The sequence below is a fragment of the Paraburkholderia sp. GAS448 genome, assembly GCF_050435685.1.
GTDB lineage: Bacteria > Pseudomonadota > Gammaproteobacteria > Burkholderiales > Burkholderiaceae > Paraburkholderia.
Window position 1 is genome coordinate 79,584 of record NZ_JBNDKT010000022.1, and the last position, 11,680, is coordinate 91,263.

11 protein-coding genes are annotated in these 11,680 nt (G+C 63.8%); 5 read left to right on the plus strand and 6 right to left on the minus strand.

Annotated features, from left to right (window positions below):
• Window positions 1-10 precede the first annotated feature (10 nt).
• Entirely contained in the window at window positions 11-190 is a 180-nt protein-coding gene (gene rpmF, locus P3T23_RS31300) for a 50S ribosomal protein L32 (protein WP_061149014.1), read from the minus strand.
• Between the two features lie 99 nt (window positions 191-289).
• Window positions 290-943, minus strand: coding sequence for a DUF177 domain-containing protein (locus tag P3T23_RS31305; protein ID WP_429319955.1), 654 nt, complete (start codon window positions 941-943; stop codon window positions 290-292).
• 206 nt (window positions 944-1,149) lie between these two features.
• On the opposite strand from P3T23_RS31305, the gene P3T23_RS31310 reads away from it, so the two are divergent.
• Together P3T23_RS31310 and P3T23_RS31315 are read left to right on the plus strand one after the other, a co-directional pair.
• Complete coding sequence (locus P3T23_RS31310; protein ID WP_429319956.1) at window positions 1,150-1,767, plus strand: Maf-like protein; 618 nt, start codon at window positions 1,150-1,152, stop codon at window positions 1,765-1,767.
• Complete coding sequence (locus P3T23_RS31315; RefSeq protein ID WP_429319957.1) at window positions 1,764-2,483, plus strand: SAM-dependent methyltransferase; 720 nt, start codon at window positions 1,764-1,766, stop codon at window positions 2,481-2,483. Before P3T23_RS31310 ends, P3T23_RS31315 begins: the two co-directional genes overlap by 4 nt.
• Before the next feature lie 109 nt (window positions 2,484-2,592).
• On the opposite strand, the gene P3T23_RS31320 is transcribed toward P3T23_RS31315, so the two are convergent.
• Genes P3T23_RS31320 through P3T23_RS31335 form a run of 4 tightly spaced genes read right to left on the minus strand, consistent with a single transcriptional unit; the run spans window position 2,593 to window position 5,697 of the window.
• A complete protein-coding gene (locus tag P3T23_RS31320; RefSeq protein ID WP_429319958.1) occupies window positions 2,593-3,597 on the minus strand; it encodes a S49 family peptidase in 1,005 nt (334 codons plus the stop codon).
• A gap of 18 nt (window positions 3,598-3,615) precedes the next feature.
• Window positions 3,616-4,008 carry a Rieske (2Fe-2S) protein gene (locus P3T23_RS31325; RefSeq protein WP_429319959.1) on the minus strand — a complete coding sequence of 131 codons (393 nt, stop codon included), beginning with the start codon at window positions 4,006-4,008 and terminating at the stop codon, window positions 3,616-3,618.
• 8 nt (window positions 4,009-4,016) lie between these two features.
• The gene (locus P3T23_RS31330; protein ID WP_429319960.1) at window positions 4,017-4,676 is read right to left on the minus strand and encodes an HAD-IA family hydrolase; all 660 of its coding nucleotides are present in this window, start codon (window positions 4,674-4,676) and stop codon (window positions 4,017-4,019) included.
• Complete coding sequence (locus P3T23_RS31335; protein WP_429319961.1) at window positions 4,657-5,697, minus strand: RluA family pseudouridine synthase; 1,041 nt, start codon at window positions 5,695-5,697, stop codon at window positions 4,657-4,659. Before P3T23_RS31335 ends, P3T23_RS31330 begins: the two co-directional genes overlap by 20 nt.
• Before the next feature lie 737 nt (window positions 5,698-6,434).
• Between P3T23_RS31335 and P3T23_RS31340 the strand changes: the two genes are divergently transcribed.
• The 3 genes from P3T23_RS31340 to mobA all read left to right on the plus strand — a co-directional run bounded on the left by P3T23_RS31340 (window position 6,435) and on the right by mobA (window position 11,647).
• Entirely contained in the window at window positions 6,435-9,665 is a 3,231-nt protein-coding gene (locus P3T23_RS31340; protein WP_429319962.1) for an Rne/Rng family ribonuclease, read from the plus strand.
• A 244-nt stretch (window positions 9,666-9,909) separates the two neighbouring features.
• Window positions 9,910-11,019 (plus strand): GTP 3',8-cyclase MoaA, encoded by a 1,110-nt coding sequence (moaA, locus tag P3T23_RS31345; protein ID WP_429319963.1) that lies wholly within the window; start codon window positions 9,910-9,912, stop codon window positions 11,017-11,019.
• 13 nt (window positions 11,020-11,032) lie between these two features.
• Window positions 11,033-11,647 carry a molybdenum cofactor guanylyltransferase MobA gene (gene mobA / locus P3T23_RS31350; protein WP_429319964.1) on the plus strand — a complete coding sequence of 205 codons (615 nt, stop codon included), beginning with the start codon at window positions 11,033-11,035 and terminating at the stop codon, window positions 11,645-11,647.
• The last annotated feature ends 33 nt before the right edge of the window (window positions 11,648-11,680 follow it).

Sequence of the window (11,680 nt, forward strand, 5' to 3'; positions counted from 1 at the left end):
GATGGAACGATTAGTCGTTCTTCGTCTTGACGACTTTCTTGCCGCGATAGTAGCCGTTCGGGCTAACGTGGTGACGCAGATGTACTTCACCCGTGCTCGGCTCAACAGCCAGCGGTGCTGCACCGAGGAAATCGTGCGAACGGTGCATGCCGCGCTTCGACGGCGACTTCTTGTTTTGTTGGACTGCCATGATAACTCCTAAAAATTTTCCGAATTCTAACACAGCCCGACCCGGCAACCGCCATTGGCCAAATGGCCAGGACGCCGTATCGCGCTCCCATGCAACTGTTTAGTGCTTGCCGCCGGGGCCCCTCCGCTTGAGCGCTTCGAGCTCCGCAAACGGATTCGGCCGCACGGGGCCACCATCCGCTCCGGTTTCATCCTGAGCGGCTTCCTCGCCCGCACCTTCCGCACCGCTCACACCCGAGACGAGACTTTCGTGAACCTCGGGGCAAACATCGTGCTTCGGCACCAGCGGGAGCGAAAGCAGCAACTCCTCTTCGATCAAGTCGACGAGATCGAACTGGCGCGAGCCCACGATCACCTCGACTTCATCGTCGTCGAGCGGAAATTCTTCCGCTTCTGCCTCGGTATCGACGATCCGGTACGTGGCATCGACATTGAACGCCTGGTCGTACGGCGTCAGACACCGCTGACAGACAAGCCATGCCGCACCGTGAATCGCGAGCCGCAGATAAGGCTGCGGGCCCTCGGTGCCGTCGTCCTGCAATTCCGGCTGCGCCGCCCCTTCGGCTTGCCACGTGAACGCGGTGTCGCGGTCTGGCGCGTCAATAGGGACTTCGTTTAACATGCGCGGCAGTTGCGAGACACGCACGACGCCCGCGGCCTGGCGCCCACTGCGCGCGAATTCGAAAAGATCGAGCTCACGCGGGTCGACGGGGCCAGCGGCCGGTCGAGCAGGGTTGCCAGGATGTTCAGTCATGTGCGCTCCCGCGTCGTATCGGCAAGGCTTTCAGCCGGAAAGAACCGGCATGCACCGAAGCGCACCCATTGCCCGTGCGCGAGTAGCATACCGATGAAAAGCCCAAAATCATATCCGTTTTGTCTTTTCGAGTCAAACACTTAAGCCCTGCGTGCGTCAACCCGTGCGCGGGCCGCTTCTCCATCCGTTAGTTTAGCTAGTTGAATATGCCGGATTACTCCAATTGCCCGCCGCGCCTGATTCTGGCGTCGAGTTCGCGGTATCGCCGCGAACTGCTCGAACGTCTGTGTATACCGTTCGACGTCATCGTACCCGCCGTCGATGAAGCGCCGCTGGCCGCCGAAACACCGGAAGCCACTGCGCTGCGGCTTGCCGAGGCAAAGGCGCGTGCGGTCGCGGCAAATCTCGCTGGCGACGCGCGCGCGCTCGTCATCGGATCGGACCAGGTCGCGACCTACGACGGCCTGCAGATCGGCAAGCCAGGCACCCACGAGAAGGCGCTCGCCCAGCTACGGGCAATGCGCGGTCGCGAAGTCCGGTTTCATAGTGCCCTGTGCCTGTTCGACAGCGGCACGGCCGCTGCGCAGACGGTGGACGTCATCACCGAGGTGCGCTTCCGCGATCTGCCGGACGCCGACCTCGACGCCTATCTGCGCGCCGAAACACCCTACGACGTGGCGGGCAGCGCAAAATCCGAGGGACTCGGCATCGCGCTCCTCGAAGCCATCGAATCCGACGACCCGACGGCGCTCGTCGGGCTTCCGCTGATTGCCCTGACCCGCATGCTGCTTGCGGCCGGTTACCCTCTTTTTGGTGCACGATGAGCGGCGTTCTATACCTGATCCCCAATACGCTTGGCGAAGGCGACGAAAACGCCCTCGCCTCCGTTCTGCCCGTCCCAGTGCGCGCGAAGGCGGCCGCGCTTAGCTATTACATCGGCGAAAACGCGAAGACGACGCGCGCGTTCCTCAAGAAAGTTGGCGCCGAGCGACCGATTCAGGAAATTGAAATTCGCGAGTTGAACGTGAATACGCCTGCGAGCGAAATCGACAGGCTTCTGGCACCGATCCTTACAGGCACCGACGCAGGACTTGTTTCCGAGGCCGGCTGCCCGGCAGTCGCCGATCCCGGCGCCCTGCTCGTGCGCCGTGCGCATGAGCGCGGCGTCAAGGTCGTGCCACTTGTGGGACCAAGTTCGATTCTGCTGGCGCTGATGGCATCCGGCCTGAATGGCCAGAGCTTCGCGTTTCACGGCTACCTGCCGGTGGACGCCACCGAGCGGGCGAAGCGCCTACGCGATCTCGAACAGCAATCGCGCAAAGTTAAACAGACGCAGATATTCATCGAGACGCCGTACCGGAACCGGGCCTTGCTGGACACACTCCTCGCGACCTGCGCGCCGTCGACGCTCGTCTGCGTTGCCGTCGACCTCACACTTGCAACAGAGACGATCGCGAGCCGAACGGTCGCGGACTGGAAAAAAGCGCCCGCGATCGATCTGCACAAGCGGCCCGCGATTTTTCTGCTGCTCGCTGTTTAATACCGGTTACCGGCAGATCGGTCAGACGGACGGGCACCCTAAGGCGCCCGTCTCTCCCTTCCGCCAGATTTCCGCTGCGCTTACAGAGCTCGGAAGCGGCGGACTGATTTCAGCGCAGACTCAGCTTCCCGCCCATCACCATCGCATGCACGCCCGCAGCGCCAACCGCTGCGCCGAACTTGCGCGCGACACGGTCGGTAATGCTTTCCTTCACCGTGTAGTCGACAATATCCGGCGCCTTTATCACCTCGCGCGCGACGTAATCGGTATCGCCGAGGCCGTCCGCGAGCCCTAGCTCGACGCTCTGCTGGCCAGTCCAGAAGAGTCCAGAGAAGACATCCGGCGTCTCATGCAGCCGCTTGCCGCGGCCCTGACGCACGGCGTCGATGAACTGCGCGTGGATCTGGTCGAGCATCTGCTGCGCATGCTCGTCCATCTTCGGCGTCTCGGGCGAGAACGGATCGAAAAACCCCTTGTTTTCACCCGAGGTGTGCAGCCGGCGCTGGATCCCGAGCTTGTCCATCAGGCCCGTAAAGCCGAAACCGTCCATCAGCACGCCAATCGAACCGACGATGCTCGCCTTGTCGACGTAGATCTTGTCAGCCGCCACAGCGACGTAATACCCGCCCGATGCACACATGTCGTCGACCACCACATACAGCGGAATCGACGGATATTTGCTGCGCAACCGGCGAATCTCGCGGTTGATGATGCCCGCCTGCACCGGGCTGCCGCCTGGGCTGTTGATGCGCAGGATCACGCCGGCTGTGCCGTCGTCGTCGAAGGCGTTGTCGAGCGCCGTGTTGATGTCTTCGGCGTTCGCGTCGGTATCGGACGAAATCTCGCCGTCCAGCGTGATGAGCGCCGTATGACGGCCGGTCGTCGACACCCGCTCGCCCGAGATGTCGAACACACCCCAGACGATCAGCAACAGCACGGCAAGAAACACAAAACGGAAAAATATCTTCCAGCGGCGCGCGGCGCGCTGTTCGGTGATCGCCGCGAGCGCGATGCGCTCGAGCGCCGCGCGCTCCCAGCCCGGCTCGGGCTCGGACGCGCGACGGCGATCCGGGCCGGACGATTCGATAGGATCAGGAGTTTGATTGTCGGCCATGCGTCGCAGAGGGAAAGATCAAGGGGTGACCGGACGCAGATCGTCGTCCGGCAGCCAGAACACCGCGCGGCCTTCGGCCGTGTCCCGCTCGTCAACCTCAACGGGACGCAGCCTGCCGCCACGGCACGGACCGCCGACACACTTGCCGGTATCCGGCGCATAAATCGCGCCGTGCGTGGCGCACATCAAGTATAAACCCGAGGATTCGAAGAACTGGCCTTCGGACCAGTCGAGTTCCATCGGCACGTGCGCGCAGCGGTTCAGATAGCCGTATGCCCGACCGTCGTAGCGCACGAAGAACACCACCGCTTCGCCGCCGCCATAAGTCGCCGCGCGCCGCACGCCCGCGCCGCCGTCGACCAGTTCATCCGACGCGCAGACCCACACGGGTTCCACCACGGCGTTGCTCATGGCCGTGCTCACCCGTGTTCGCGCAGCCACGCCGACAGCGAACCAATGCTGTCCGCGACGAACTTCGGCGTGAGCGCGGTCAGCGACGCGACCGGATGCGCCCCATAACCCACACCGATGCCGGCTATGCCTGCGTTGATCGCCATTTGCAGATCGTGCGTCGTATCGCCGATCATCACGGTTCGCGCGGGGTCCTGCCCCAGTTCGCGCGTCAGCTCGTGCAACATCGCCGGATGCGGCTTGGAGAAGGTTTCGTCAGCGCAGCGGGTACCGTCGAAAAGGCTGGTCAGCCGGCTCTGGTCAAGCGCCCGGTTCAATCCGACGCGGCTCTTGCCCGTCGCGACGCCCAGAAGGTAACCGGTATCGCGCAGTTCCTGCAGCATCTCGCGGGCGCCGTCGAACAGTTCCGTGTGTTGATCCTTGACCAGATAGTGGAACCGGTAGCGCTCGGCGAGACGCGGATAATCGGCCGGATCGAGCGTCGGCGCGGCGATCTGCAGCGCGTCGCGCAAGCCGAGTCCGATCACGTAGCTGGCGGCCTCGTCGGCAGGCACCGGGAGACCGAGGTCGCGGCACGCCGCCTGGATGCTGCGCGTGATATGCGCCGTCGAATCCATCAGGGTACCGTCCCAGTCGAAGACGATCAGGTCAAACTGCTGTCGAGCCATGCGTGTCCGTCTCGCTTTGAGGTTGCTGGTTACGTTGTTCGGAGAGTTGATTGACGAAGCGCCGGCAGTCGGCCGGCAGGGGCGCCTCGAATTGCAGCGTCTCGCCTGTGGCGGGATGCGTGAGCCTGAGCCGGTAAGCATGCAGGAACATCCGCTTCAGGCCCGGGTGGGCATTCGAGCGCGCCAGCGCCTTGTTCAGGCCAAAATCGCCGTATTTGGCATCGCCGACGATCGGCAGACCCAGATGCGCCAGGTGAACCCGGATCTGATGGGTGCGCCCGGTCTTGAGTTCGGCCTCGAGGAGCGCAAAGTCGGGCCAGCGGTCCACCAGATTGAACACCGTATGCGACGGCAGTCCGTCCGGCTGCACGCGCACGCGCCGCTCGCCATCCGGGGTCAGATACTTGTGCAGCGGCTCCTTCACCGCCCGGCGACGCCCCCAGTCGCTCGCCCATTCGCCATGGACGCACGCATAGTACCGCTTGTCCATGCGGTTCTCGCGAATCTGTTCGTGCAGGCCAACGAGCGCCGCCCTCTTTTTGGCGAGCATCAGCACGCCGGACGTCTCCCGATCGAGCCGGTGCACCAGTTCCAGAAACTTCGCCTGTGGACGCGCCTCGCGCATCTGCTCGATCACGCCAAACGCAACTCCGCTGCCACCGTGCACCGCGACCCCGGCCGGCTTGTCGATGACCAGCAGGTGTTCGTCTTCGAACAGGATATTGAAATGGGCCGCGGGGACCGGCGCATGGGCAGTGGCCTCGGGACCCTGTGCGATCCGGATGGGCGGTACGCGGACCAGATCCCCGAGTTCGAGCCGATATTGCGCGTCGACCCGGCCCTTATTCACGCGCACTTCGCCGCTACGCAGGATCCGGTAAATATGACTCTTCGGCACGCCTTTGCAGACGCGCAGCAGGAAGTTATCGATGCGCTGCCCGGCCGCGCCATCGTCGATCTCGATCATCGAGACCTGGTCACTTGCGACCGATTTCTGGGATGTTTTGCCTAACTCTTTCATTATGAATATAATTTGCCCAGCAGTCTGCGGCGGCCGGCGCATACGACCGGCGCATTAAACCGAATTGCGGGCGGATTGCGCAGGTGCAAGCGATAAAGAGCTATTTTACTTGTGCCGGGGGCTGGTTGCTCGCCCTAAAAATGAGATGCAACGAGTTGCACGCACGGAACCCACACCCGGCAGGGACGGCGCCCACAGGCGCGTTCGGTCACGGTCGGCTCCGACGGTAACGGAATTTTGGTAAAAAAGAATTTATCCGGTGAGCGTTGTTAGCGGGCGGTCTGATGGCCCCGCACGAGGCTCCCGGTTGCGAAAATACGGCGTGCGCCCGAGTGCGCTTTGCAGAAAGTGCAAAGCATGGCGACGTCGAAATAAGGTGAGACACCCGAGTGGGAAGTCGGGCGTTCTGTGCAAGCTTCCCGCTGCGGCATCGCCGCAGCCTTCGCCCTGCCGCTTTTGCGCCTGGTTGGCGCAGTGGCAAGGAGCATATGAAGGCGATGCAGGTCGTGCTGGCAGAACCCGCGGCGTGTCGTGCCGTTATTTGAAGCCGTATTCGCATGTGCCCAGCGGCTCCGTGTCCGGTTACCGGACCGGGGGGCGCTTTCTGGCAATTCTCCCACCATCGTTCCCGCTCCAGCGTGCTTGTGAAAACACAATAAGGCGCGGCATGCCGCTACCCTCGCCGTCCAGGCTGACAACCAGGACGTGGGCAGGCAGAGCCGCTCTGGAGCCGTTCAATGAAACGCATGCTGTTCAATGCGACGCAGCAGGAAGAACTGCGCGTCGCCATCGTCGATGGGCAAAAACTCATCGATATCGACATCGAAACCGCCGGGCGCGAACAGCGCAAAGGCAATATCTACAAGGGCGTCATCACCCGCATCGAGCCCTCCCTCGAAGCCTGTTTCGTCAACTACGGCGAAGACCGCCACGGTTTTCTCCCGTTCAAGGAAGTCGCCCGTCAGTATTTCCGTGACGGCGTCGACATGCGCTCCGCGCGTATCCAGGACGCGCTGCGCGAAGGCCAGGAACTGATCGTTCAGGTCGAGAAGGAAGAACGCGGCAACAAGGGCGCCGCCCTCACCACGTTCATCTCGCTCGCCGGCCGCTATCTGGTGCTCATGCCCAACAATCCGCGTGGCGGCGGTGTGTCGCGCCGGATCGAAGGCGACGACCGCCAGGAACTGCGCGAAACCATGGCGCAACTGCAACTGCCGGAAGGCATGAGCATCATCGCGCGCACGGCTGGCATCGGTCGCAGCGCCGAAGAACTGCAGTGGGACCTGAACTACCTGATGCAACTGTGGCGCGCGATCGAAGCCGCGTCACAAAGCGGCTCATCTGGCCAGCCGATGCTGATCTACCTCGAATCGAGCCTCGTCATCCGCGCGATTCGCGACTACTTCCAGCCGGATATCGGCGAAATCCTGATCGACACCACCGAAATCCATGACCAGGCACGCGCCTTCATGGATATCGTAATGCCGGACAATGTCAGCAAGGTGAAGCGGTATCACGACGATGTGCCGCTTTTCTCGCGCTTCCAGATCGAACACCAGATCGAAACGGCGTACTCGCGCACGGTGCCGCTGCCATCGGGCGGCGCAATCGTGATCGACCACACCGAAGCGCTCGTCGCGATCGACGTCAACTCGGCACGCGCCACCAAGGGCGCCGACATCGAGGAAACGGCCGCGCGCACGAACCTCGAAGCCGCGGACGAAGTTGCCCGCCAGTTGCGTCTGCGCGATCTGGGCGGCCTGATCGTGATCGACTTCATCGACATGGAATCGGCCAAGAGCCAGCGCGAAGTCGAGCAACGCCTGAAAGACGCATTGAAGCACGACCGTGCACGAGTCCAGATGGGCAAGATCTCGCGCTTCGGCCTGATGGAACTGTCGCGCCAGCGACTGCGTCCGGCCCTGTCGGAAGGCAGCCACGTGACGTGCCCGCGCTGCAACGGCACCGGCCACATCCGCGACACCGAATCGTCCGCGCTGCAGGTTCTGCGGATCATTCAGGAAGAAGCGATGAAGGAAAACACCGCGGCGATCCATTGCCAGGTGCCGGTCGAAGTGACCGCTTTCCTGCTGAACGAGAAGCGCGCGGAAATCAACAAGATCGAATCGCGGTTCAAGGTCAACGTCGTGTTGATCCCGAACAAGCACCTCGACACGCCGCATTACAAGCTCGAGCGCCTGCGTCACGACGATGCGCGCCTCGACGATCCGCGCGCGTCGTGGAAGATGGCCGAAGAAGCAGCCCGCGAACTGGAGTCGGAAACCGGCTACAGCAAGCGCACCGAGGAAGTGAAGCCGAAGCAGGAAGCGGCGGTCAAGGGCATTACGCCTGAAAAGCCGGCGCCGAGCGCGCCGGTTCGTCCGACGGCACCCGTTACCCCGGCCCCTGTCGCGGTAACGCCAGGCACCGGTGGTTTCATCGGCTGGCTGAAGAACCTCTTCGGCATGCAGCCCGCAACGCCTGCTCCGGCACCGGCACCGGTCGAAAAGACCGCCCGTCCGGCACGTGGCGAGCGCACGGAGCGCGGCGAGCGTACCGGTGAGCGCGGCGGCGATCGCAACCGCAACCGCCGTGGCGGCGCGGGCGGTCGCGATGCGGCCGGCCGTGGCGAAGCCGCTGTCGGCGGCCGTCAGGGTCAGCCGTCGCAGCGTCAGGAGCGCGAAGGCCGTGAGCCGCGTGAAGCGCGCGAAAGCCGCGAGGGTCGTGAGCAGCGCGAACCGCGCGAGGCACGCGAACCGCGCAATGCCCGTGAAGGTCGCGAACCGCGTGAGGGTCGTGAGCCACGCGAGGCGCGCGAAGGTCGTGACGCTCGCGCCGAGCGCGGTCAGGAGCGTGGCGAACGCATCGAAGCCAGCGAAGGTTCGCCACGCGGCGAACGCCAGGAGCGTGGTGAGCGCCGCGAACGTGGCGAGCGTGGCGAACGCCGCAACAAGCCGCAGCCGGAAGCCGCGGAAGCGCTGAACCAGGACGAGGCGTTGGCAGAAGACGTCACGTTGCCGGTTCAGGCAGGCGGCGCCGAAGATGGCGCGCCGGTCGATCAGGAAGCGGTCGCACGTGAAGGCGAAGAGCGTCGTCGCCGTCGCCGTGGCCGTCGCGGTGGTCGTCGCGAGCGCGAGGAAGATGGCGCGAATGTGAGCCAGACCGTCGATGGGGCCGAAGCAGAAGGTACTGCCGTCGGCGCGGTAGAAGATGCACTGGCTTACCCGCCGCAACAGCGTGTGGAAGAGGTCGCAGCGAAGCAAGCAGCGCCGGTGGAAACCGCCGTGGCCGCGGTCGCAACGCAAACCGTCGTCGAGACCGAATTGCATGCTGCTACCGAAACACCCGCCGTTGCGGTCGAAAATGCTGTGACGTCGGAACCGGTCGTGCCGGTTGCTGAAACTTCGGCAGCGCCGCTGGCTCCTGCTGTCGAGACACCGGTTGCATCTCCGGAAGCGCAGGCCCCGGTGGAAGTTACGGCGGTCGCCGAGGCAAGCGAGGTAAGAACCGTCATCAGCGAAACTGTGACCCCGGTTGAACCGGTTGCTCAAGCTGAGTCGGCGGCTTACATCCAGCCCGAACCGGTTCAGACTCCGGCACCGGTCAGCGAAGCGGTGGCTCCGGCTCCGGCAGCAGTCGTCGAAGCACCCGCAGAGGTGCCCGCACCGCAAGCCGAAGTCCACGCCGAACCGCAGCCGGTCGCCGCAGTCGAGGCACCTGTTGCCCCGGCGCCTGCCGCTGCACCTCAGGCGCCGCGCGCGAACGGCCTGTCGGCTGAGTCGTTGCAACCGGTGCTGGAAAAGGCCGGCCTCGTCTGGGTCAATACCGACGCTGACAAGCTCCGCGCTGCCCAGGAAGCCGCTGCGCAAACTGCGAAACCGGTCCGCGTGCCGCGTGAGCGCAAAGCGCTGCCGCCGGCAGACGCTACGCCAATGCAACAGGTCGAAACGGCAAAGCACTCGCAGTAAGCTGAACCGTAGTAATGCAAAAAACCCGCCCTCACCGGCGGGTTTTTTGTTTGTCGGAAGCCTCGCGCGCTCGCGGTCGGCGTCAGAACTCGCTACATATGTGAACCTACGATCGACAGTCTCAGGGAAATAACGCGCTGACTGCCGGGACCGCGAATCGCCATACCCCCACGCTGTCCCGGTCTCAGCCGGAAAGAGCAGCCGTTTCCGCTAGAATGAAGGTCTAGAGCATATAAAAGCGATCATGTCCCGACGCATCATCCCTGTCGCCGATGTCAGCTCGGTTCCGGATATTTCCGGACCCGCGCACGAGCCGCGCGGTCAGCTGACCGACACGCTCGCGCGGCCGCTACGCGACCTGCGCATTTCGGTGACCGATCGCTGCAATTTTCGCTGCGTCTATTGCATGCCGCGGGCGGTGTTCGACAAGGACTACCCGTTCCTGCCGCACAGCGCCTTGCTGACCTTCGAAGAAATCGAACGCCTCGCGCGCGTGTTCGTCGCGCATGGGGTCGAGAAAATCCGTCTGACGGGCGGTGAACCCCTGCTGCGCAAAAACCTCGAATTCCTGATCGAACGGCTTGCCGGGTTGAAGACGCCCGAAGGCCGACCGCTTGACCTTACGCTCACCACCAATGGCTCGCTGCTCGCCAGGAAGGCGCGCAGCCTGAAGGACGCAGGTCTGACACGCGTGACGGTCAGTCTCGATGCGCTCGACGACACGCTATTTCGCCGCATGAACGATGCCGACTTCGCCGTCGACGACGTGCTGGAAGGCATCGCCGCAGCGCAGGCCGTCGGCCTCGCGCCGATCAAGGTCAACATGGTCGTGAAGCGCGGCACCAACGACGCCGAGATCGTGCCCATGGCGCGCCACTTCAAAGGCAGCGGGGCGGTACTGCGGTTTATCGAATACATGGACGTCGGCACGTCTAACGGCTGGAACATGACCGAAGTGCTGCCCTCCGCAGACGTCGTCGCGCAAATCCATGCTCGCTTCCCGCTCGTGCCGCTCGAAGCGCACAGCGCAGCCGAAACCGCGCAGCGCTGGGGTTACACCGATGGCAGCGGCGAGATAGGCGTGATCTCCAGCGTCACCCGTGCCTTTTGCGGAAGCTGCACGCGCGCGAGACTGTCGACTGAAGGCAAGTTGTACCTGTGCCTGTTTGCTTCATCGGGACATGACCTGCGTGCACTCGTACGCAATGGCGCGAGCGACGCAGACATCGGAACCGCCGTCGCCCGTATCTGGCAGGCTCGGACCGACCGCTATTCGCAGTTGCGCGGCAGCGCAAGCGCGATGCCGGACGCGGCCGAAGGCCGGCGCGTCGAAATGTCGTACATCGGCGGCTGAGGCCGTCGTCGCCATGCCCATTGAAACCGGCCACATCACCGGGCTCGTGCTCGCAGGCGGGCGCGGCACGCGCATGGGCGGCCTCGACAAAGGCCTGCAGATGCTTCACGGCGAGCCCCTCGCGCTGCACGTGTTGAAGCGCCTCGCACCGCAGACAGGTCCCCTTCTCATCAGCGCCAACCGCCACGCGGATCGCTACGCCGAACTCGGCGCGCCGTTTGGCGCAATGGTGATCGCCGACACGCTCCCTGACTTCCCCGGACCGCTGGCAGGCCTGCTCGCCGGACTGCGCGCCGCAAATACCGGATTCGTACTAAGCGCACCGTGCGATACACCGAATCTTCCGCCGGACCTCGCCATGCGCCTCGCTGAGACGCTCGAAACGGTTCGCGCCGACATCGCCACCGTCACCACGCGCGATCCCCATGGCGAAATCTCGATGCATCCAGTATTCGCTCTTGTTCGCACGTCACTGGCGGACGACCTGTCAGCCTTTCTGGAAGCCGGCGAGCGCAAGGTTCGCGCGTGGTACGCGCGCCACACGATGGCCGAAGTCGCCTTCGCCGATGGGAGCGCGTTTTACAATGCGAACACTTTGCAAGAACTCGCCGACCTGGAACGTGCGTGAGGCAGCCCGAAATCTGCCTCCGGTCGTACGCGT